The following is a 20,510-nucleotide window of genomic DNA, read 5'->3' as shown; positions in this document are numbered from 1 at the left end:
GAGTTGGGGGCTTTTTTTATGTTTATTGATGTTTCAGGAGCTAGCCATGGCGCAGCCAATTGATCGCCAGTACTGGGTGAATATTCATACCCAAGGTGCCGCGTGGACGTTAAGAATTAATGATATAAATGTGCGCTCTCATAAATTGACAGAGCAGTACTCTATTTCGTACCCGATTAGCACGAGCCTAAGGGAAGGGCAAAATACGGTGTCGTTCATTTATGCACCGTTAATAGAGCAGGATCCTGCAACGGGCGAGTTTATCCAAGGGCCCAAATCGACTTTTTATGTCGATGTCTCCATTGAGGCGATCAATACTAGCACCCAGCAGAAGGAACGCATTAATACGCTGCAGCTGCGTTACGATATGGATACTGGTGAGCTGGTAGATTTCCCCAACAATCCTGCCAATCCGCTTGGCGAGACGATACATCAGACCGAACATCTGCGTACACGTGGGGAGTTTCAGGTTAACTCGCCAGACAGATTAGTCATTGATAATGGTGATTTACTGGCTGCTGAACGGGTTGACATGAGCTTCCGCTTACTGGATACCATTCCCGATTTTCACTGGGTGAATGATGCGACGCCGCTGCAAGATACCCCACGACTTCGCCATGAGTTACGCCAAGCCTATGAGCGGTTACATCGCCTATTTGAAGAAGGTAAGACTGATGCAATCTTACGTGAAGGTGAGGCAATGTGGGGCCGCGCTGGGCTACTAATGGCTGGGGGGAAAAACGCCAGAGAATATACAGAATCTCTTCCTATCGCCTCACAGCTTGCAGGTCTCCGTGAGGAGCCTGGTTCTCCGCAGCTAGAGCCGTTGCGCCTTGCTGACGATCCTGCTGGTGATAGTTTAGAATTTATGGGTAATGGGCGCTTGGTTCGCATCTTACCCACCCCAATCCGCTGGTCATACCCCAATGAGCCTGATCGATTCCATCGACTGCCAGTTGTGTTTTATCGCACAGCATCAGGCGAGTGGCGTCTCGCAACGGTTGCTTCATGAAACCCATTGCCCGCAAAGGCGATCTCCATCGCTGCCCCATCCCCGGCCACGGCACCACGGAAATTATCACTGGTTCGCCCTCTTTTGTTGAGGGCCAGCCCGTGGCGCGGGTAGGTGATAAAACCGGCTGCGGCGCTACCATTATCGAAGGCTCAAGCCACTCTAACCATGATGGTAGGCCCACGGCTTATCTAGGCTGCAAAACCGATCATGGTGGCGAGATTATTACGGCGTCGAGCAGTGCCAGAGTTCAGCCATAGCGCCTATGCAAAATGACAATTGTGGAAGGAGCCAGGAATTGAACGGAGTCATTGGGCGGTTAGTGACAGGTGCCTTATTTGGAAAATATAGCGCTTTGGTTATCGCTTGGCTCGCCAGCGTTTGCTTGGTCAGCCTATCGCCCCGTGCCATGGCGCAGCCAATTGATCGCCAGTACTGGGTGAATATTCATACCCAAGGTGCCGCGTGGGCGTTAAGAATTAATGACTTGCATGTACAGTCTCATAGCACTACAGAGCAGTACTCCATATCGTATCCCATTAGCGTAAATTTGAAAGAAGGCGCCAATACGGTTTCCTTTATTTATGCGCCGATACTGGGAGATGAGACCACAGGGGAGTCAAAGCGTGATCCTGAAACAGGCGAGTTAATGCAGGGGCCTAAATCGACGTTTTGGGTCAACGTCACCATTGAGGCTATTAACACCCGTACTCAAGAGAAGGAGGGGATTCATACGTTGCAGCTACGCTACGATATGGAGACAGGTGAGTTGATAGATTTCCCCAAAAACCCTGCCAATGTTATCGGCGAGACGATACACCAGAGCGAACACTTGCGTACTCGCGGGGAGTTTCAGGTGAGCTCGCCGGATCGTCTAGTGGTGAGTAATGGGGAAAGTATAGAAGCGGAACGGGTAGATATGAGTTTCCGTTTGCTGGATACCATTCCCGATTTTCACTGGGTGAACGATGCGACCCCGCTGCGAGACACCCCACGTCTACGCCACGAGTTACGCCAAGCCTATGAGCGGTTACATCGCCTATTCGAAGAAGGCAATGCAGACGCCCTTGTGCGCGAATTTGAACCTGTTTGGGGTCGTGCCGGATTGTTGATGGCAGGGGGAAAGAGCGCCAGGGATTACATCGAATCAATGCCTATCGGTTCACAGTTAGTGGGATTGCACCAAGAGCCTGATGGGCCTCGCTTACAGCCATTGGATTTTGCTGATACCCCAGCTGACGATAGTTTGGAGTTTATGGGAGATGGGCGCTTGGTGCGTATTGTACCCAACCCGATTTATTGGTCTTATCCAGGCCAGCCGGATAAAGAAGAGGATGTAATGCCAATGATGTTTTATCGCACCTCTTCGGGAGATTGGCGGATTGCGGATGTTGATTCATGAAACCCGTTGCCCGCAAAGGCGACCTGCACCGCTGCCCGATTTCCGGCCACGGCACCACGGAAATTGTCACCGGTTCGCCCTCTCAGGTAGAGGGCCAGCCCGCAGCGCGGGTGGGTGATAAAACCGGCTGCGGCGCCACCATTATTGAAGGCTCCAGCCACTCTAACCATGATGGTAAGCCCACCGCCTACCTGGGCTGTAAAACTGATCACGGCGGCGAGATTATTACGGCGTCGAGCAGTGCCAAGGTTCAGCCGTAGCGCTTATGCGGAACGATGGAGTTACAAGGAGAGATGTCTTGAAAGGAGTCGTTAGTCGGTTAGTGGTAGGCGCCTCATTTGGAAAATACAGCACTTGGGGCCTCGTTTGTCTCGTCATCGCTTGCTTGGTCAGCCTATCGACAAGCGCCATGGCGCAGCCAATTGATCGCCAGTACTGGGTGAATATTCACACCCAAGGTGCCGCGTGGACGTTAAGAATTAATGATTTATATGTACAGTCTCATAGGTCGACTGAGTACTACTCTATTTCATATCCCATTAGCGTTAATGTAAAAGAAGGCGCCAATACGGTTTCCTTTATTTATGCGCCGCTGCTTGAGGATGAAGCAGGCAATTTATTGCAGGATGCTGAAACGGGCGAGTTAATGCAGGGGCCTAAAGAAAATTTCTTTGTCAACGTCACCATTGAGGCTATTAACACACAGACCCAAGCGAAAGAGGGGATTCATACGTTGCAGCTGCGCTACGATATGGAGACGGGCGAGTTGATAGATTTCCCCAAAAACCCTGCCAACGTTATCGGCGAGACGGTACACCAGAGCGAGCACTTGCGTACTAGGGGGGAGTTTCAGGTGAGCTCACCGGATCGTTTGGTGGTTGGTAATGGGGAAAGCATAGAGGCTGAACGGATCGATATGAACTTCCGTTTGCTGGATACCATTCCCGATTTTCACTGGGTGAATGATGCGGCCCAGCTGCAAGATACCCCACGGCTACGCCACGAGTTACGCCAAGCCTATGAGCGTCTGCATCGCCTATATGAGGAAGGTAATACTGACGCCATTTTGCGTGAAGGTGAACCCGTTTGGGATCGCGCTGGGTTGCTCATGGCAGGGGGCAAGAGTGCACGGGAATACATTGCTTCTCTTCCTTTCGCTTCACAAACTATAGGTATGCGCCAAGAGCCTGATGGGCCTCAGCTAGAACCACTGCGTCTTGCCAACGACCCCGCTGGCGATAGCTTAGAGTTTATGGGCGACGGACGCTTAGTACGCATTTTACCCAGCCCGCTTCGTTGGTCATACCCAAACCAAGCTAATCAAAAAAGCGATGTCTTGCCAGTGGTTTTCTACCGCACGGCATCTGGTGAGTGGCGTATCGCGACGGTGTCTGCATGAAACCCGTTGCCCGTAAAGGTGACCTCCACCGTTGCCCCATTCCCGGCCACGGCACCACGGGAATTGTCTCCGGTTCGCCCTCTCAAGTCGAGGGCCAGCCCGTGGCGCGGGTGGGGGATAAAACCGGCTGCGGCGCCACCATTATCGAAGGTTCCAGCCACTCCAATCACGATGGTCGGCCCACCGCCTACCTGGGCTGCAAAACGGATCATGGTGGAGAGATTATTACGGCGTCGAGCAGTGCCAAGGTTCAGCCGTAGCGCTTATGCGGAATGACAGTTGTGGAAGGAGACAGGAATTGAACGGAGTCGTTGGGCGGTTAGTGATAAGCGCATCATTTGGAAAATATAGTGCTTCGGTTATCGCTTGGCTTGCCATCGCTTGCTTGGTCAGCTTAGCGACCAGTGCCATGGCGCAGCCAATTGATCGCCAGTACTGGGTGAATATTCATACCCAAGGTGCCGCGTGGACGCTAAGAATTAATGATTTATATGTACAGTCTCATAAGTCGACTGAGTACTACTCTATTTCATATCCCATTAGCGTTAATTTAAAAGAAGGCGCCAATACGGTTTCCTTTATTTATGCGCCGCTGCTTGAGGACGAAGCAGGCAATTTATTACAGGATGCTGAAACGGGCGAGTTAACGCAGGGGCCTAAAGACAATTTCTTTGTCAACGTCACCATTGAGGCTATTAACACACAGACTCAAGCGAGGGAGGGAATTCATACGTTGCAGCTACGCTACGATATGGAGACGGGCGAGTTGATAGATTTCCCCAAAAACCCTGCCAACGTTATCGGCGAGACGGCACATCAGAGCGAACACCTGCGCACCCGTGGGGAGTTTCAGGTTAACTCGCCGGATCGTCTAGTGGTTGGTAATGGGGAAAGCATAGAGGCGGAACGGGTCGATATGAGCTTCCGTTTGCTGGATAACATTTCCGATTTTCACTGGGTGAATGATGCCACGCCACTGCGAGACACCCCACGGCTACGCCACGAGTTACGCCAATCCTATGAGCGTTTGCACCGCCTATTTGAAGAAGGTAATACAGACGCTATTGTGCGCGAATTTGAACCTGTTTGGGGTCGTGCAGGATTGTTGATGGCAGGGGGAAAGAGCGCCAGGGATTACATCGAATCAATGCCTATCGGTTCACAACTAGTTGGATTGCATCAGGAGCCAAATGGCCCACGTTTACAACCATTGGACATTGCTGATGATCCAGCAGACGATAGTTTGGAGTTTATGGGAGATGGGCGCCTTGTTCGTATTTTACCCAGCCCGATTTATTGGTCTTATCCAGGTCAGCCAGATAAAGAAGAAACGGCCATCCCTATGATGTTTTATCGTACATCAGCAGGTGAGTGGCGTATTGCGGCGGTTGCTTCATGAAACCCATCGCTCGCAAAGGCGACCTCCACCGCTGCCCCATTCCCGGCCACGGCACCACGGAAATTGTCACCGGTTCGCCCTCGCAAGTGAAGGGCCAGCCCGTGGCGCGGCTGGGTGATAAAACCGGCTGTGGGGGCACTATTATCGAAGGTTCCAGCCACTCCAACCACGATGGTAAGCCCACCGCGTACCTGGGCTGTAAAACCGACCATGGTGGCGAGATTATTTCCGCATCGAGCAGTGCCAAGGTGCAGCCTTGAAGGATCGTGTTAGTTTATGGAGTTGCAAAAGGCATATCACAGCATGAAAAAATGGGTGGCTTACTTTTGGATTATTGCGCTGACGCTGATCAGTGCACCAGCAATGGCACAGGAAACCGAGTATCAGTTTGGCGTTCGCTGGAGCGTTAATGGCTTAGCGTCATCAGTAGACATACAAGACGTTATGCTTGATTTTAAAGGGGTGCCGAGCGAGCAGAACACAATGTTGCCTATTACCCAGTATGTCCGTAATGGACGCAATGCCCTTCAGTTTTACGCTTGGCCAGTACCATCTGCTGAACCATTTGAAGAGCAGCACGAACTTCGCCTCTCCGTAGAGTATTGGGAGCCCGACGAAAATCCTAACATTGATGCTAAAACAGCGTTTGAAGTGGTGATGATGCCCGGCGTAAAAGACGCCAAGCCTGAGATCGTGTCAATAGATCAGGCCGCCCCCGTGCAGCCGCGAGAAAGCGATATTAGCTGGGATCAAGACTACTTTAAATTAACCGTTCCCTTCAACAACCGCCAACCGATGCCTACCTGGTGCTGGGAAGAGGGCGATGTACTAAACGACAATGATGCCACCCGTGCTAGCCTAACCCGCGAATATCGTCGGCTACATACGCTGTTTGCCGCAGGCGATAACGATGCCCTGTTAGCCGCCGCCTCGACAAGAACAACAGAGCTGGCTCTGGCCTCGGGGACCCCAGAAGACTACGTTCGGGATAGGTTTAGCTACAATCTGTACTTCGATAACCCGGATCTCTACCAGTTAGACGACTTCCCCGAAGAGCCCATGACGTTAAACTTGGGTGCAGATAATCGCGTGGCATGGCTGACCACAAAAGGAGTAAGTGAACCCATCCGTTTTAATAATGTTTCACAGGAAGGTCGTGCTAGCTACGTAAGCCTCTACTTCATTCGCCGCGATGGCCAGTGGGAAATCTGCCGATGAAACCCGTTGCCCGTAAAGGCGATCTCCACCGTTGCCCCATTCCCGGCCACGGCACCACGGAAATTGTCACCGGTTCGCCCTCGCAAGTGGAGGGCCAGCCCGTGGCGCGGGTGGGTGATAAAACCGGCTGCGGCGCTACCATCATCGAAGGTTCCAGCCACTCCAACCACGATTGTAGGCCCACGGCTTATCTAGGCTGCAAAACCGATCATGGTGGCGAGATTATTACCGCGTCGAGCAGTGCCAAGGTTCAGCCTTAGTGCTTATGTGGAATGATGGAGTTACCAGGAGCGATACCTTGAAAGGAGTCGTTAGTCGTTTAGTGGTAGGCGCACCATTCGGTAGCTATAGCGCTTGGGTTGTCGCGAGGCTCGCCATCGTGTGTCTGCTCAGCCTATCGTCCAGCGCCATGGCACAGCCAATTGAACGCGAATACTGGGTCAATATTCATACGGAAGGCGCAGCGTGGGTATTGCGTGTTAATGATGTGAATGTGCTGTCTCATCGCTTTATAGAACAATATTCTATCTCATATCCAATTAGTCCTAGCCTGAAAGAAGGTCAAAATACGATATCGCTTATTTATGCACCCCTTCTTGAAGACGACACAGGGTACCTCGCAAAGGATGAAGAAACCGGCGAGTATATACAGGCGCCTAAAGAAGACTTTTGGGTTGATGTTTCCATTGAAGCTATTAATACACGCACTCAGGAAAAGGAGCGCATCAACACTCTGCAACTTCGGTATGACATGGAGGAAGGTGAGCTTATAGCCTCTCATCAGAATCCTGCCAATATAAATGGTGAAACGGTGCATCAAACTGAACACCTGCGCACGCGGGGAGAGTTTGTTGTGAGTTCGCCGGATCAATTACTAACTGGTAGTGGACAAAGTATAGAAGCTGAGCGGGTAGATATGAGTTTCCGTTTGCTGGATACCATTCCCGATTTTCACTGGGTGAATGAGGCCACGCCGCTGCAAGACACCCCACGACTTCGCCATGAGTTACGCCAAGCCTATGAGCGTCTGCACCGCCTATTTGAAGAAGGGAATACAGACGCTATTGTGCGCGAATTTGAGCCTGTTTGGGATCGAACTGGTTTGCTGATGGCCGGGGGGAAGAGTGCCAGAGAGTATGCTGAATCACTGCCTGTTGGCTCACAACTAGTTGGATTGCATCAGGAGCCAAATGGCCCGCGTTTACAGCCTTTGGACATTGCGGATGATCCAGCAGACGATAGTTTGGAGTTTATGGGAGATGGGCGCCTTGTGCGTATTTTACCTAGCCCGATTTATTGGTCTTATCCAAGTCAGCCAGATAAAGAAGAAACTGCTATTCCTATGGTGTTTTATCGTACATCAGCAGGTGAGTGGCGTATTGCGGCGGTTGCTTCATGAAACCCGTTGCCCGTAAAGGCGACCTTCACAGCTGCCCCGTCGCCGGCCACGGCACCACGGAAATTGTCACCGGTTCGCCCTCTAGAGTAGAGGGCCAGCCCGCGGCGAGGGTGGGGGATAAAACCGGCTGCGGCGCCACCATTATCGAAGGTTCCAGCCACTCCAACCACGATGGCAGGCCCACGGCTTATCTAGGCTGCAAAACCGATCATGGTGGCGAGATTATTACCGCATCGAGCAGTGCCAAGGTTCAGCCGTAGCGAGGGCGCTGTTCGTCTCGCCATTTTAATATCAATATTTAAGTTGAGGGTGGTTAATGATTAGCCTTTTAAACATTAAGAAAGGATACGGTCTTTTCTTTATATTTGGTGCCTGTGGTTTTTTCATCGGTCTATTCTTATTTTTTGGTTTGGTGATGATTCCTTTTTATGATTACGGGCGCAGTATGTTCTGGGATAAAGTGCCTACTGTTATTTTAGAAAAGGATATGGTGGAAGTGTCAGGGGGAAGACGGCATTCATCTCCGAGTTACAGACCCGAGATCAGCTATACGTATACATATGAAGGAAGTCGGTACGTTAATAATGATGTTAGTAACTATGACAATGTTTTATCTAAAGACCCCAACTGGCTTGATCGCGAGCTTGAGCATTCTAGGCAAGGTGTGAATACATTCGTTGCTTGGGTTAATCCTTCAAACCCAAGCGAGTCCTATCTTGTGAGGAATATTTGGAAAAGCACTACGTTTTTAGGCACTTTGATGGGAGTCGTGTTCGCTTTTGTAGGTTTGATTTTAGTGCGCATATCCTTAGTAAAGGCGAATTGAATTTGGCATAGATGACGCGGAGTACCTAGATGCTCAGGAAGAAGAGCTTGAAGGCAAAATTCAGTAAGTTAATCAGTTATTGAGTGAGTGACTGTCATCAAGTAAAGGCCGTGGTTTTGTTTGATAAAACGAATCACAGCAGCGTGACTCTTAGCGCCTCGAGCAGCGCCAAGGTGCAGCGGTAGTGCTTATACGGAATGATGGAGTTACACGGAGACAGGAGTAGGGGCTAGGTGGTTCGTAGTAGATAAACTATTTAGGAAATAAGATGCTTATCCATTGAGCGAATGCTAAGTGGGTAAGCATTCTAAGTGTAAGCAAGGGCAGCCAGCGTCGGCTGCCCTGTTGTTATAGCTTCCAGCCTAGGCTGGGCAGCTTTGTTGCAAATCCATCGCGGCTTCATAGATATCGTTGGCAGAGTCGCCAACCTCTTCCAAGTAATCATCAATGGTCTGCTGCAGCACGGGGCCCCATTCAGGATCTTCCAGTGCGTCTTCGATGACGACGAACTCATGTCCGGCTTCGACGGCTTCTTCACGCCCTTGGCGTATCATCTCGTCGTAAACCTCCGCCGCGCGAAGCGACCACTCTAAGCCGCTGTGGTCATCAATCACCTGCTGTAAATCGGCCGGCAGGCTGTCGTAGCTGCGCTGGCTCATGGTGGCGAACAGCGAAAGGTCATAGAGGGGGACTTCGGTATGGTACTGCGCTAGTTCGTTCAACCGGAAGGTTTTCATGCCTTCCCAGTTGAAGCTGAGGCCGTCGACGACACCACGCTGCATGGAGGTAAACACATCCGGCGCTGGCATACCCACGGCTTGGGCGCCTAGGCGCTCGAACATATCACCCACCACGGGCGTGGGGCGGCGTAGGCGAAGTCCCTCAAGATCAGCCGGTGTTTCAATCAGTTGATCCTTGGTATGCAGATAGCCTGGGCCGGTAGTGAACAAGAACAGAGGGCGCGTGTCGGCGTACTCCTGTTCAAAGTATCCCTGATCGTAAAGCGACTGGAGTATGCAGGCTCCTTGGCGGGCGCTTGATGAGACCCCCGGCAGCTCGACGACTTGCGTGAGGGGAAAGCGGCCCGCCGTATAACCTTGGGCAGAGGCACCAATATCGGCGATACCGCTGACAGCACTTTCGTAGGTTTGAGCCGATTTCGCTAGTGTCTGGCTGGGGAAAACTTCTACTGTCAGCTGCCCATCTGACGCCTCCTCGACGCTTTCAGCCCAGGCTTGAAACAGCTCACGGTCTATCATTGAGCCACCCGGCCAAACGTGCGCCACTCGAAGTGTGGTACTAGCTTCCACGGCGGGGGCCGCGAATGAGACGGCGAACACGCCAAACAGCGTCGCCTTGGCTAGATGTGTGGGTAGTTTATTCATTGTCGTTATCCTGATGGCTAGTCAACGGGGTACGTTTTTGTAACTGTTTTTATGACTGCTTTTATGCTGGCTTAAAGATCCAACACAAGGGTTTTGCTCTTGGCTCTGGAGCAGCAGGGCGTGAACTGGTCGTTGGCCGCGTGCTCATCGTCATCCAGGTATAAATCCCGGTGGTCGGGTTCGCCTTCAAGCACACGGGTTAGGCAGGTGCCGCAGACGCCTTGCTCACAGGACACCATGATGTCGATGCCATTTTCGGCCAGCACTTGGTAGACCGTTTTGTCGGCGGGCACGGTAAAGGCGGCGCCGCTGCTGGCGATACGCACCTCGAAACTGCCGTCATCTTCGCTGGTTGTTTCCGCGCCTGCAAAGTACTCGGTATGCAGTTGGTCGGCTGGCCAGCCACACTGTTTACCTGTGGATATGACGGCGTTAATAAATCCGCTAGGGCCGCAGACGTAGACCTGGGCATCAGCCTCTGGCTCATTAAGCAGTTTTTCCAGGTCGAGGGCTGGGGCCGCGGTGTCGTCGTCCAGATAGAAGTGCGCTCTCTTGGCAAAACTTGATGTCTTGATACGATCGCGAAAGGCCATTCGCTCGGCAGAGCGCGCGCAGTAGTGCAGCTCGAAGTCTGCCTCGGTGCGCGCTAAACGCTCTGCCATGCAAAGCAATGGCGTAATGCCAATTCCGCCCGCCAGCAGATAAGTTCGTTTAGCTGGCTTGAGCGGGAAGTGATTTTTAGGGGCGCTAATGAGTAAGAGGTCACCCTCTTGAACTTCATCATGCATGGCGACGGAGCCTCCTCTGGAGGCCTCATCACGCAATACGCCGATCAAGTAGCGATCCCGCTCTTCAGAGTGGTTGCACAGCGAGTATTGCCGGATTACCCCCTCTTTCACCTGCACGTCAATGTGGGCGCCAGCGCTAAAGGGGGGCAGCGGTCGACCATGCGGGTCGGCAAGCTCAAAGGTGGCAATGCCAAGCGCCTCCTCATGGCGAGCTTTTACCTCGACAATAAGCGATAGAGAGGGGTGGCTCATGCCGTTGCCTCCTGGGGTTGCTCGGCCTGCTCCTCTTTTAAGATGCGATCAATAATGCGGCGCGCTTGTACGCCCCCGCCGTCAATATTGAGTTTCAGCAGTTGGCGGTCGGGATAGCGAAGTAGGTTACGCTGCTGTGCCTCGAGCATCTCAAGATCCTCTTCGAAGATCTTGCCCTGGCCCTCGCGGATCTTGTCGGTGAGCGCCTGATCTTCCGGCTTGAAGTTGCGGGCCATTCCCCAGAAGTACCAGATAGAGGTGTCTGATTCTGGGGTGATAAAGTCGACTACGATACTTGAGGCTTTTACATTGGCCGGTGCGTTGGCCCCGCCATTGCCCGCGTGGGCCACGCCGACTTCAATTAACACATGGCTGGGCGGGGTAAAGCGGCAAATCTGCCAGCGATCAACGGGTACGTCGTCGGCAAGCCCGTTACCCCTAAGGGCGGCCTGCCAGAAAGGCGGCGCGGGGATATTCTCCATCTCGCGGCTGGTGACCACCTCATCGCCGCTAACCGTTGTTTTTGGTGCGGCTTCCTCTATCTCTGGCTGGCCAATGCTGGAGGCGTGCACATAGGTCTCATGGGTAAGGTCCATGAGGTTGTCGATCATCAGGCGATATTCACACTGAATATGGTAGAGGCCGCCGCCATAAGCCCAGTCGGGGTTGTTTGCCCAGTGCAGCTCGGGGATCAGATCGGCGTCAGCTTTATCGGGGTCGCCGGGCCAGATCCAGATAAAGCCGTGGCGTTCTTCAACAGGATAGGCACGATTGCTTGGGAAGCCGCGAACCCGCTGGCCGGGCATACTGTCGCATTTGCCGCTGCAGTTCATTTCAAGGCCGTGGTAGCCGCAAACCAGCTTGCCATCACGGACAAAGCCCAGGGAGAGTGGCGCGCCACGGTGGGGGCAGAAATCCTCCACGGCGGCTACGCGACCTTCATCGCCGCGGAAGAAAACTAGTTGCTTATTGCAAATAGTTCGCCCGAGTGGCTTTTCGGTAAGCTCATCAGGGGTGCAGGCGACGTACCAGGTGTTCATTGGAAAGGGGGTTTGTTGAGTCACGGTTAACTCCTTATGGTTTAGTGTTGTAATTATGCTTATTGGATCCAAAGTAAAGGCTAGGAAGGTTTTTGCAGTCAACCTATACTTTCGTAGAGTTCGCCAATAAATAGCTAAACAGTGTTGATATGAGAGAAAAATTAAATGAGTAACAACGATAAAAGTGTCGTCAGCCGGCTGCGTAAATTGATCAGCGAGGGGGAGTACTCTCCTGGCGAGCGCCTTGGGGAGGTTGCGGTTGCGGAGCAGCTGGGTGTTTCGAGAACGCCGGTAAGGCTTGCATTTCGAACTTTAGAGCAGGAGGGGCTGCTGCAGCAGGCAGGCAAGCGTGGGTTTATGGTGCGTGAGTTTACCCAGGTGGATGTGCACTGCGCGGTTGAGGTTCGCGGGGTATTGGAGGGGCTGGCTGCTCGGCGGCTTGCTGAGCAGGGCCTGCCGCCGAGTGTTGATAAGGAATTGAGGTTTTGGATCCAAAAAGGGAGGACGCTGATCGACAAAGGCTACCTTTTGGAATCAGATATTAATCAATGGAGTGAGCTTAATGCACATTTTCACGGCATTATTATTGACTCTATCGGCAGCGGTGTCGTGGCGGATGCCATTGCCAGGAATAATCACCTGCCTTTTGCTGCCGCCGACTCAATCATTATTGATGGTGATGACTTAGAGCGTGAATTTAAAAAATTGCAGTTAGCTCAGTTCCATCATGAGCTTATATTTCAGTCACTTAAGAGGGGAGAGGGAGCCAGAGCCGAAATGCTGATGCGCGAACATGCGCTGATCGGGCTACGGTACCCTGAGCTGCTGGCAGATTCTGAATAAAAATACCGATAATTTAGTTATATAGTGTAATTAAACCAAAGTATTAAATTAATAAAATCTTTTATATTCAGTAGTTTGTGTTATCAGAAAGATATATAGCCTCCATTGTAATTGACAGATGGAGGTTTTTTTTGCAGCTTTGGTACGTAGTGCGGATCAGAGTTCGCATTGAGAACAATTACAACTAGCCACTACGACCAAAAGCAGAGACAAACAATGAAAATTAACCACTTTGTCGCGTGTGTTCTTCTCGCTCCCTGTGCGCTTGCTTCTCAGGCCCATGCATTTGATGTTGTAGAAGCCGGGCAGCCTATCGTTACCGGAGAGCCCAGCCGTGTAGGCCCACCCTGGAATCATCGATCAACGATTAATATTCCAGGCACCAAAACAGATATTGCCTTTGGGGGGTACGTTAAACTCGATGCGTTTTACGACTTCGACTACGACCTGGGGACATCAACTAATCCTTACGCCGTTATGAACCCCGGTAATAGAACCGATGGTCGAACCAGCTTTACGGCCTATGAGTCCCGCCTGAATTTCCGCACCCACACCGCCACTGACTATGGGCGTTTATCGACTTACTTCGAAGGGCATTTTGTTCCTGATGGTAAGTTCGGGCTACGCCATGCGTATGGCGAACTGAATGGTTTTCTCGCCGGGCAAACGTGGTCAAATTTTATGAGCTTCGTGGGCGGAACACGCACCCTGGCACTAGGGGATCCTAAGGGCTACGCCTTCGAGCGGCAGGCTCAGTTGCGCTATACGCAGCCTGTTGGGGAAGGGAGTTTCTCGGTTGCATTGGAAAACCCCACTACGGTTATAGCCCGCAATGATGCTTCAGTAGCCGATGGGGAGAGTCAGCTGCCAGATTTGACGCTGCGCTACGAATATAAGCGTTTATTTGCGCTATCGGGGATAGCACGCCAGCTTTCGACCAATAACATCACCAATACCATTGATGACGAAGTCACTGGCTATGGGGTGCAGGCACAGTTTAATTTGCCATTTAATGCGTCAACCAGCTTGCGAGGCAGTGCCACCTACGGTGAAGGTATCGGTAACTATATGGGTAACCCTGGCAATGTAGGTCACCGTAACGCACCTGACGTCTATGTGAAGGGTAACAATCTTGAAACGATTGAAACCCAGGCATTTGGTCTCTCACTGAATCACTACTGGACGGATAGCTGGTTTAGCTCTGTGGGCGTTTCGCGTCTTGAGCAAGACCTACCCGCAGGCTATGGCGATCATTTCGAAACGCTCAACTATGGGTTTGCCAATGTGATTTGGGATGTTACCGAGCGCATGACGGTAGGACTTGAGTACCAGCATGCGGATATCGAGCAGGTGAATGGGGTCTCCAATGATGCTAGTCGCCTTCAGGCGAGTGCCACCTTCCAATTCTAGCGCTCTACGCGTTCTCGTGAGGTGACTGTGTAAGTGATTTACCGCTGTTTCGATGACGTTTTAGGCTGGCGATTTGCCAGCCTTTTTTGGTCACGTATGGAAAAAAGGGGGGCTCAAGCGTACATAGAAGGGCGTAGATTAAAGAGGTGAACGAGCGGTTTATTCGGCTGAGTGCTCAAGCAGAATGGCCATGCCTTGACCGCCGCCAATGCAAGCGGCCGCTATGCCATAGCGCAAGCCATCACGCTTGATTTGTCGGGCCAAGGACATTGCTAGCCGCAAGCCCGTTGCAGCCAGTGGGTGCCCAATGGCGATAGCTCCGCCATGAACGTTGAGCTTGGTTGGGTCGAGATCCAGCTCACGTGCAACTGCGAGCACCTGCGCACCCTGAGCCTCGTTGATTTCGAAGCGGTCGATATCATCGAGAGTGAGGCCGCTACGTTCCAGCAGTAGCCGAATGGCGGGTGCCGGTCCAATACCCATGATCTCGGGGGCTACGCCAACCACGATCGTGGCGCATAGGCGTGCGAGAGATGACCTGGCCGCGTGAGTCCCTGCCATCACCAGCGCCGCTGCTGCGCCGTCGACCACGGCGGCGCTGTTACCAGCCGTTTGTACACCGCCGTCGTATACCGGCGGCAATTGGTTCAATACCTTCCGAGGCGAAGGCCGAATATGTGTGTCTTGGTCTACCCGGGTAATTTTACGAGGTAGGCGAATGCGCCTATCACTATAACCGGGGAGGGAGAAGGTTTCGTTTTCAACAGCAATGATATCCGCGGAGAGAATCCCTTGCGCTTGGGCTTCGACCGCCCGGGAGAAGCTGCGCTCCGCATAGGCGTCTACCTGCTCACGAGTGATGGCATAGCGCTGCGCCAGTGTGTCGGCGGTCTGAATCATCGATACATTGGGTGCCGGATCCATTAGCGCTTCCCACAGGAAGTCTTTGAAGGCCACCTGTGCACCCAGTTTGAAGCCACCTCTGTGCGTGTAGGCTGCAATTGGGTTGCGGGTCATGGATTCCGTGCCGACGCACAGCACGCAATTGGCCTGCCCGAGTGCAATCTGTTCCGCAGCTTGTTTCAACAGCTCAAAACCGGTGCCGCAAACACGCTGTGTGTGTAGCGCAGGCACCTCCTGAGGGACGCCTGCATACAATCCAATATGGCGGGGGAGTAAATAGGCGTCGAAACTTGCCTGTGCCACCGACCCAGCGATCACCGAATCAACGCTTGCCGGTGGTGTACCGCTCATGTCCAGTACTGCCTTGGCGACCCAGATGCCCAGATCCGTGGGGGAGATCGCCCCCAGTACACCGTTCAGGTCGGTGAACGGTGTGCGTACAGCGGCAACTAAATGGGTATCCTCAAATGCCGTGTAGTGCCCGCGTGTCATAGTTATTCTCCCAAAATAGCGTAGCGGGCGGCGTATAGCTGCCCGTGCGCTCTGGTGGCGGCTGACGCCCTGATGTTAACAGTGCCGGTAGTTAAGACGCTGGGCTGGTGGGCAGGATAATGCGTGGATCGTGGGGGGGCTCAGCGTAGAGACAGGCCACGAGATCCGAGTAGCGCTCGCGAACTAGGCGTTGATTCACCGAGCCCTTGTCGGTCAGTTCACCGCGGTCAACGGAAAGCGGTTGATCGAGCAGTAATAGGCGCTCTAAACGCATGGAGCTTGACTGGCCGCGGCAGTGGGTTGCCAGGCGCTGTGCGAACCACTGGTGCAGGCTGGCGTCGGTGGCCAGAGCCTCAAGGGAGCTATCCGCTGAGCCAAGCTTCTGCTCGCAGGCGGGAAGGTTCAGCACGACGATGCCCGTCAGGTAGTCACGCCCTTCGCCGACCACCACGATGTCTTGTACCAGCGGGGCAAAGTGCTCGACAAGGTTTAGGCGCAGGGTGCCCACATTGACCCAGGTTCCGGTCACCAGTTTGAAATTCTCGCTTAGCCGGCCGTCAAAGATTAGCCCCCGTTCGGGGTGGTCTGGGTCAAGAAGGCGCATGGCATCTCCGGTACAGTAGTAGCCTTCGTGGTCAAACGCCTCACTGGTTCGCTGGGTGTCGCGCCAGTAGCCTGGAGTGATGTTGAGGCCCTTGAGGCGCGCCTCCCACTTATCATCCGTCGCTACCAGTTTCAGCGCCATGCCAGGTACGGGCTGCCCGATCAACCCCGGTGTCTCGCTGGGCTCTTCGGTGCAAAATGCCAGACATGCTTCGGTAGAGCCCAGCCCCGTCAACATGGGAACTGGAGCCCCGCGCGTCTGTTTGCCTAGGCTCTCTAAGGCGGTGCGCACATGGGCGGGCAGTACGGCCCCCCCGAAGTGCAGCATTTCCAGGTCACGGAAAAAGGCTTCACGCAGGGTGTCATCGTTACGCAAGTGCTCGACTAGTGCTTCAAACCCTTTGGGAACATTGCAGTAAAACGTCGGCGACACTTCGCGCAGATTCTCGACGGTTCGCTGAACCCCCTGGGCGGTGGGGTTACCGTCATCAATGTATAACGAGCCTCCGTTATGCATTGCCATCCCCAAAATCGTATTGCCGCCGAAAGTGTGGTGCCAGGGGAGCCAGTCGACTAACACCGGGGTGCGCCGTTCTAGAAAGCTCAGCCGTTTCGCCAGCATGGCTTGGTTACTGCATAGCATGCGATGGGTGTTAATCACCGCTTTCGGCATGCCCGTCGACCCTGAGGTAAACAGTAGTTTAGCGATACTGTCAGGCGTTACACGGGCGTGGGCATCGTCAACCTCTGCGCTTGCCGGCGTCGCTGCCAGTGAGTCAAACGCCAGGGCCCGCTGAGCTGGTACCTTGGCCACACAGGTGACGTTATTATCGCAAACGGCTGCCAGTGCCTTGCCAAAGCGCGTCTCTTCATCGACAAATAGCATTCCTGGGGTTACCAGCTCCACCACATGCCTAAGCTTAACGAAATCCTCAGACAGCAGCGCGTAAGAGGGCGACACCGGCACGTAGGGAATGCCCACATGCATGGCGGCACAGGCAAGCAGAGCATGTTCGATGCTGTTTCCCGACAGCACCATCAGCGGCCGCTCCGTCGACAGGCCATGATCAATCAGTGCTTGTGCCAGACGAATCACTTGTGGCATTGCTTCACCGAAGGTTAGCGTTCGCCACCTGTGTCGACCCTCTTCTCGCTCAGCCAAAAAGGGGCTCAGTGGTGTTTCGCTTGCCCAATGGGTTAGGCGCTGGGTCATGCTGCTGGGATAGCTGGGAACATCGCCCCCGTGTAGTCGGTACTCATGGAGGGGTGGCTTGGTAAGCGGAGGGGGGAGTGACATGAATAGCTCCATAGCGAAAAATCTTGGATTTGTTGTGTGCTGTCATCTTGGCGAATATAGTTATAGTTGTTAACTAGATGATTGGCTAGGATGCTGATTTAAGACCTTGGTTGTAATTATTTAAATAAGATGGGAATTGACGCATGACCACATCTAAAAAAAGCACGTCTGTTCAGCAAGTTGAGCCCGAAGAAAAAGAGCCGACTTCTGTCGCCGGCCTGGTGCTTGAAAATCGCCTTGGGTACGCCTTGAGAAGGGCTCAACTCTCCGTTTTTAAACATTTTAATGAGGCCATGCAGGAGTATGAAATACGCCCTGCCCAGTTCTCTTCGCTCGTGGTGATTGAAGGCTATCCCGGCATCACCCAAACCAATTTAGCCAAAATACTGGACATTGATCCGCCCAGAATCGTTAGCTTAATTAATAATCTGGAGGAAAGAGGGCTTGCTCTGCGGGTGCGATGTAAGCGAGATCGGCGCTCCCACGGGATTTTTCTTAGCAAAAAAGGGGAAGCCTTAACCGAACAGCTAAAAGAACTGGCTGAACAGAGTGATATCAATGCAACTCAAGCACTTAGTGAAATTGAGCGGCGCCAATTGCTGTCTCTTTTAGTGAAAATATACGCAGCGGATACCATCGAGGAATAAAACTTTAGGCGTATTTTTGTCGGCAACGCTTGCATGCTCTCTCAAAGACAATTACTTATATTAAGTAACTAGTTTGGTTGTGACGGTCTCGCGGTGTATAGCGCAAGGTGTGTTTCAGCCATACAGCGAACTCCAAAAACAAGAGACGAAGCGATGAGCAGCTTAGCGACGGTACCGACAATCGGCACTGCATTGATGCGCCGTAGCCTTGAGACACCCTGTAGGGTTGCCGCGATAAGCGGCGGCTTGCTGGTCGCAGCACTCGCGATCATCACCGTCGTTAGTATTCTTGGCCGGTGGCTAGCCAGTGCGCCAATCTTAAGTGAACTGCCTATATTGGAATGGGTGGGCCCCATCACTGGCGATTACGAGCTGGTGGAAATGGGTACTGCCATTGCCGTTTTTCTGTTTTTACCTTACTGCCATCTTCGCGGTGGGCATGTCACGGTGGATCTACTGGTCATGCATGCGCCGCCCATGGTTCAACGCCTGCTCGCTGTTGTCGCAGAAACGCTTTTTTTGGTGGTGGCAGGGTTAATGACCTGGCGCCTCTATCATGGCTTGCTCGATAAACGACGCTATATGGAAACCAGCATGCTGCTGGATATACCGCTCTGGTGGGGGTATGTCGGTGGTCTGGTGGGGTTCGCGCTGTTGACGCTGGTGTGTCTCTATCGCACCTGCGATGCGTTTACTTACGATCCGCATCAGCCAGGTTCTAAACAAAATAGTTCGAATCAAAATAGTCCGACTCAAGGCAGCTCGGCTAAAGAAAGCTCCGCCCAGGGAGACCTGTGATGACACCACTCACTTTGGGCGCTAGCGGCTTTGTGGTACTGCTATTCATGATGGCTACGCGTATTCCTATTGGCCTGGCCATGCTAGTTGTCGGTGCCGTAGGTATGATGCTGATCACTGGCCCGATGGGCATTTTAAATGGCTTAAAGACGCTCCCTTACGAACACTTTTCCAGCCATACGCTATCCATCATTCCGCTTTTCCTGCTTATGGGACAGTTTGCGGCGAGAGCCGGTCTCTCCCGAGCCATGTTTCAGGCGGCCAACGACTGGCTGGGTCACCGCCGCGGTGGGCTGGCGATGTCTACCATAGGCGCTTGCGGCGCTTTTGGGGCCATCTGTGGCTCTTCGCTGGCTACCGCCGCCACCATGACCAAAGTGGCGCTGCCCGAAATGGAGCGTCAAGGGTATCGCGGCAGCCTGGCGACCGGCGCACTGGCCGCTGGCGGCACCCTGGGCATTTTGATTCCCCCTTCTGTGGTGTTGGTTATCTACGCAATTCTGGCCGAGCAAAACATTAATGAAATGTTTGCCGCCGCCCTGGTGCCGGGTTTGTTAGCGGTGTTCAGCTATATGCTGGCCATCTCGCTTTACGTGCGCTTTTTCCCTGACAGTGCGCCGAGTAAAGCGAAAGCATCCCGGAGCGAGCGTTGGCGCTCACTGCTGGAGGTTTGGCCAGGAGCAGCGATCTTTATCGTGGTGATTGGAGGCATCTATACCGGTATCTTTACGCCGACCGAAGCCGCAGCCGTCGGTGCGGTCTCCACCGGTGCCCTGGCAATAACAAGAGGCGGACTGCGTTGGAGCGGCCTGCGGGACTGTGTGCTTGAGACCGCGGTGACCTCGGCAATGATCTTCTTCATTGTCCTTGGCGCCAGTGTCTTCAATAGCTTCCTTGCCCTGACCCAGCTTCCGCAAATGACCGCCGGTTGGATAGTGGGGCTCGAGATCAGCCCCTGGGTGGTTCTGGCCGGCATTCTGTTCTGTTATTTGGTGCTTGGCTGCTTTATGGACAGCCTCTCGATGATCCTGCTCACCGTGCCTATCTTTCTGCCCATCGTCACCGGGATGGACTTCGGCATGCCCGCAACGGATGTGGCGATATGGTTCGGTATTTTAGCGCTGGTGGTCGTCGAGGTTGGCATGATCACGCCGCCGGTGGGGCTGAACATTTTCATTATCCACTCCATGGCGCCACGCATTCCTTTAACGGAAACCTTTAAAGGCATCCTGCCTTTTTTAGCGGCCGATCTTATTCGCATTATTTTGCTGGTGCTCTTCCCCGCCATCTCGCTTGGCTTCGTTTACTTAATAAATTGATCAAGGTGGTCACATGTCCCATGACTCGAGCCAGCGAAGGTTAACGTCCATCGTGATGGCGAGGAGATAGCTAAGCGA

The 20,510-nt window shown here is 53.1% G+C and carries 23 protein-coding genes; 18 read left to right on the top strand and 5 right to left on the bottom strand.

Going from position 1 to position 20,510, the window contains the following annotated elements:
* Window positions 1-46: 46 nt before the first annotated feature.
* The 13 genes from KF947_RS10845 to KF947_RS10785 all read left to right on the top strand — a co-directional run bounded on the left by KF947_RS10845 (window position 47) and on the right by KF947_RS10785 (window position 8,655).
* Complete coding sequence (locus tag KF947_RS10845) at window positions 47-1,012, top strand: hypothetical protein (RefSeq protein WP_227406240.1); 966 nt, start codon at window positions 47-49, stop codon at window positions 1,010-1,012.
* Window positions 1,009-1,272 (top strand): PAAR domain-containing protein, encoded by a 264-nt coding sequence (locus tag KF947_RS10840; protein WP_227406239.1) that lies wholly within the window; start codon window positions 1,009-1,011, stop codon window positions 1,270-1,272. Before KF947_RS10845 ends, KF947_RS10840 begins: the two co-directional genes overlap by 4 nt.
* Window positions 1,273-1,310: 38 nt before the next feature.
* Window positions 1,311-2,414 (top strand): hypothetical protein, encoded by a 1,104-nt coding sequence (locus KF947_RS10835; protein WP_227406238.1) that lies wholly within the window; start codon window positions 1,311-1,313, stop codon window positions 2,412-2,414.
* Entirely contained in the window at window positions 2,411-2,674 is a 264-nt protein-coding gene (locus KF947_RS10830) for a PAAR domain-containing protein (RefSeq protein WP_227406237.1), read from the top strand. The genes KF947_RS10835 and KF947_RS10830 overlap by 4 nt, the downstream gene beginning before the upstream one ends.
* 38 nt (window positions 2,675-2,712) lie before the next feature.
* Window positions 2,713-3,813, top strand: a complete 1,101-nt coding sequence (locus KF947_RS10825) for a hypothetical protein (RefSeq protein ID WP_227406236.1) — start codon at window positions 2,713-2,715, stop codon at window positions 3,811-3,813.
* A complete protein-coding gene (locus KF947_RS10820) occupies window positions 3,810-4,073 on the top strand; it encodes a PAAR domain-containing protein (protein ID WP_227406235.1) in 264 nt (87 codons plus the stop codon). Before KF947_RS10825 ends, KF947_RS10820 begins: the two co-directional genes overlap by 4 nt.
* 149 nt (window positions 4,074-4,222) lie before the next feature.
* Window positions 4,223-5,212: a hypothetical protein gene (locus KF947_RS10815; RefSeq protein WP_227406234.1), complete on the top strand. Its 990-nt coding sequence runs from the start codon at window positions 4,223-4,225 to the stop codon at window positions 5,210-5,212.
* The gene (locus tag KF947_RS10810) at window positions 5,209-5,472 is read left to right on the top strand and encodes a PAAR domain-containing protein (RefSeq protein ID WP_227406233.1); all 264 of its coding nucleotides are present in this window, start codon (window positions 5,209-5,211) and stop codon (window positions 5,470-5,472) included. The genes KF947_RS10815 and KF947_RS10810 overlap by 4 nt, the downstream gene beginning before the upstream one ends.
* Window positions 5,473-5,515: 43 nt before the next feature.
* Window positions 5,516-6,430 carry a hypothetical protein gene (locus KF947_RS10805; RefSeq protein ID WP_227406232.1) on the top strand — a complete coding sequence of 305 codons (915 nt, stop codon included), beginning with the start codon at window positions 5,516-5,518 and terminating at the stop codon, window positions 6,428-6,430.
* Window positions 6,427-6,690 (top strand): PAAR domain-containing protein, encoded by a 264-nt coding sequence (locus tag KF947_RS10800; RefSeq protein WP_227406231.1) that lies wholly within the window; start codon window positions 6,427-6,429, stop codon window positions 6,688-6,690. Before KF947_RS10805 ends, KF947_RS10800 begins: the two co-directional genes overlap by 4 nt.
* Window positions 6,691-6,728: 38 nt before the next feature.
* Entirely contained in the window at window positions 6,729-7,829 is a 1,101-nt protein-coding gene (locus tag KF947_RS10795; RefSeq protein ID WP_227406230.1) for a hypothetical protein, read from the top strand.
* A complete protein-coding gene (locus tag KF947_RS10790) occupies window positions 7,826-8,089 on the top strand; it encodes a PAAR domain-containing protein (RefSeq protein ID WP_227406229.1) in 264 nt (87 codons plus the stop codon). Before KF947_RS10795 ends, KF947_RS10790 begins: the two co-directional genes overlap by 4 nt.
* Window positions 8,090-8,145: 56 nt before the next feature.
* Window positions 8,146-8,655: a DUF3592 domain-containing protein gene (locus tag KF947_RS10785; RefSeq protein ID WP_133732210.1), complete on the top strand. Its 510-nt coding sequence runs from the start codon at window positions 8,146-8,148 to the stop codon at window positions 8,653-8,655.
* Window positions 8,656-9,017: 362 nt separating this feature from the next.
* Here KF947_RS10785 and KF947_RS10780 read toward each other — a convergent pair whose 3' ends face one another.
* The 3 genes from KF947_RS10780 to KF947_RS10770 form a co-directional block, all read right to left on the bottom strand.
* Window positions 9,018-10,040 carry a TRAP transporter substrate-binding protein gene (locus KF947_RS10780; RefSeq protein WP_227406228.1) on the bottom strand — a complete coding sequence of 341 codons (1,023 nt, stop codon included), beginning with the start codon at window positions 10,038-10,040 and terminating at the stop codon, window positions 9,018-9,020.
* Between the two features lie 71 nt (window positions 10,041-10,111).
* The gene (locus KF947_RS10775) at window positions 10,112-11,080 is read right to left on the bottom strand and encodes a PDR/VanB family oxidoreductase (RefSeq protein WP_133732208.1); all 969 of its coding nucleotides are present in this window, start codon (window positions 11,078-11,080) and stop codon (window positions 10,112-10,114) included.
* Window positions 11,077-12,144 carry an aromatic ring-hydroxylating oxygenase subunit alpha gene (locus KF947_RS10770; protein WP_227406227.1) on the bottom strand — a complete coding sequence of 356 codons (1,068 nt, stop codon included), beginning with the start codon at window positions 12,142-12,144 and terminating at the stop codon, window positions 11,077-11,079. Before KF947_RS10770 ends, KF947_RS10775 begins: the two co-directional genes overlap by 4 nt.
* Before the next feature lie 141 nt (window positions 12,145-12,285).
* Between KF947_RS10770 and KF947_RS10765 the strand changes: the two genes are divergently transcribed.
* Window positions 12,286-12,963 carry a GntR family transcriptional regulator gene (locus KF947_RS10765; RefSeq protein ID WP_227406226.1) on the top strand — a complete coding sequence of 226 codons (678 nt, stop codon included), beginning with the start codon at window positions 12,286-12,288 and terminating at the stop codon, window positions 12,961-12,963.
* Between the two features lie 216 nt (window positions 12,964-13,179).
* A complete protein-coding gene (locus KF947_RS10760; RefSeq protein WP_133732206.1) occupies window positions 13,180-14,373 on the top strand; it encodes a DcaP family trimeric outer membrane transporter in 1,194 nt (397 codons plus the stop codon).
* Between the two features lie 159 nt (window positions 14,374-14,532).
* Here the strand turns inward: KF947_RS10760 and KF947_RS10755 are convergent, their stop codons facing one another.
* On the bottom strand, window positions 14,533-15,768 hold the full coding sequence (locus KF947_RS10755; protein ID WP_227406225.1) for a thiolase family protein: 1,236 nt from the start codon (window positions 15,766-15,768) through the stop codon (window positions 14,533-14,535).
* A 91-nt stretch (window positions 15,769-15,859) separates the two neighbouring features.
* Window positions 15,860-17,668, bottom strand: coding sequence for a feruloyl-CoA synthase (locus tag KF947_RS10750; protein ID WP_227406224.1), 1,809 nt, complete (start codon window positions 17,666-17,668; stop codon window positions 15,860-15,862).
* A gap of 143 nt (window positions 17,669-17,811) precedes the next feature.
* On the opposite strand from KF947_RS10750, the gene KF947_RS10745 reads away from it, so the two are divergent.
* The 3 genes from KF947_RS10745 (at window position 17,812) to KF947_RS10735 (ending at window position 20,432) form a co-directional block, all read left to right on the top strand.
* Entirely contained in the window at window positions 17,812-18,315 is a 504-nt protein-coding gene (locus KF947_RS10745; RefSeq protein ID WP_223288346.1) for a MarR family winged helix-turn-helix transcriptional regulator, read from the top strand.
* Between the two features lie 153 nt (window positions 18,316-18,468).
* Window positions 18,469-19,113: a TRAP transporter small permease gene (locus KF947_RS10740; protein WP_133732202.1), complete on the top strand. Its 645-nt coding sequence runs from the start codon at window positions 18,469-18,471 to the stop codon at window positions 19,111-19,113.
* A complete protein-coding gene (locus KF947_RS10735; protein ID WP_227406223.1) occupies window positions 19,113-20,432 on the top strand; it encodes a TRAP transporter large permease in 1,320 nt (439 codons plus the stop codon). Before KF947_RS10740 ends, KF947_RS10735 begins: the two co-directional genes overlap by 1 nt.
* Window positions 20,433-20,510 lie beyond the last annotated feature (78 nt).

It is taken from the genome of Halomonas sp. FeN2 (assembly GCF_020595105.1).
Lineage (GTDB): Bacteria > Pseudomonadota > Gammaproteobacteria > Pseudomonadales > Halomonadaceae > Vreelandella > Vreelandella neptunia.
The sequence above is the reverse complement of the archived record's forward strand: the minus strand, read 5'-3'. Positions and strand labels throughout refer to the sequence as shown.

Bases quoted from the DNA above. Each gene is read 5' to 3' on its own strand.
- KF947_RS10845 (WP_227406240.1), top strand. From the start codon at position 47: ATGGCGCAGCCAATTGATCGCCAGTACTGGGTGAATATTCATACCCAA.
- KF947_RS10840 (WP_227406239.1), top strand. From the start codon at position 1,009: ATGAAACCCATTGCCCGCAAAGGCGATCTCCATCGCTGCCCCATCCCC.
- KF947_RS10830 (WP_227406237.1), top strand. From the start codon at position 2,411: ATGAAACCCGTTGCCCGCAAAGGCGACCTGCACCGCTGCCCGATTTCC.
- KF947_RS10820 (WP_227406235.1), top strand. From the start codon at position 3,810: ATGAAACCCGTTGCCCGTAAAGGTGACCTCCACCGTTGCCCCATTCCC.
- KF947_RS10815 (WP_227406234.1), top strand. From the start codon at position 4,223: ATGGCGCAGCCAATTGATCGCCAGTACTGGGTGAATATTCATACCCAA.
- KF947_RS10810 (WP_227406233.1), top strand. From the start codon at position 5,209: ATGAAACCCATCGCTCGCAAAGGCGACCTCCACCGCTGCCCCATTCCC.
- KF947_RS10805 (WP_227406232.1), top strand. From the start codon at position 5,516: ATGAAAAAATGGGTGGCTTACTTTTGGATTATTGCGCTGACGCTGATC.
- KF947_RS10800 (WP_227406231.1), top strand. From the start codon at position 6,427: ATGAAACCCGTTGCCCGTAAAGGCGATCTCCACCGTTGCCCCATTCCC.
- KF947_RS10790 (WP_227406229.1), top strand. From the start codon at position 7,826: ATGAAACCCGTTGCCCGTAAAGGCGACCTTCACAGCTGCCCCGTCGCC.
- KF947_RS10785 (WP_133732210.1), top strand. From the start codon at position 8,146: ATGATTAGCCTTTTAAACATTAAGAAAGGATACGGTCTTTTCTTTATA.
- KF947_RS10780 (WP_227406228.1), bottom strand. From the start codon at position 10,040: ATGAATAAACTACCCACACATCTAGCCAAGGCGACGCTGTTTGGCGTG.
- KF947_RS10775 (WP_133732208.1), bottom strand. From the start codon at position 11,080: ATGAGCCACCCCTCTCTATCGCTTATTGTCGAGGTAAAAGCTCGCCAT.
- KF947_RS10765 (WP_227406226.1), top strand. From the start codon at position 12,286: ATGAGTAACAACGATAAAAGTGTCGTCAGCCGGCTGCGTAAATTGATC.
- KF947_RS10760 (WP_133732206.1), top strand. From the start codon at position 13,180: ATGAAAATTAACCACTTTGTCGCGTGTGTTCTTCTCGCTCCCTGTGCG.
- KF947_RS10755 (WP_227406225.1), bottom strand. From the start codon at position 15,768: ATGACACGCGGGCACTACACGGCATTTGAGGATACCCATTTAGTTGCC.
- KF947_RS10750 (WP_227406224.1), bottom strand. From the start codon at position 17,668: ATGTCACTCCCCCCTCCGCTTACCAAGCCACCCCTCCATGAGTACCGA.
- KF947_RS10745 (WP_223288346.1), top strand. From the start codon at position 17,812: ATGACCACATCTAAAAAAAGCACGTCTGTTCAGCAAGTTGAGCCCGAA.
- KF947_RS10740 (WP_133732202.1), top strand. From the start codon at position 18,469: ATGAGCAGCTTAGCGACGGTACCGACAATCGGCACTGCATTGATGCGC.
- KF947_RS10735 (WP_227406223.1), top strand. From the start codon at position 19,113: ATGACACCACTCACTTTGGGCGCTAGCGGCTTTGTGGTACTGCTATTC.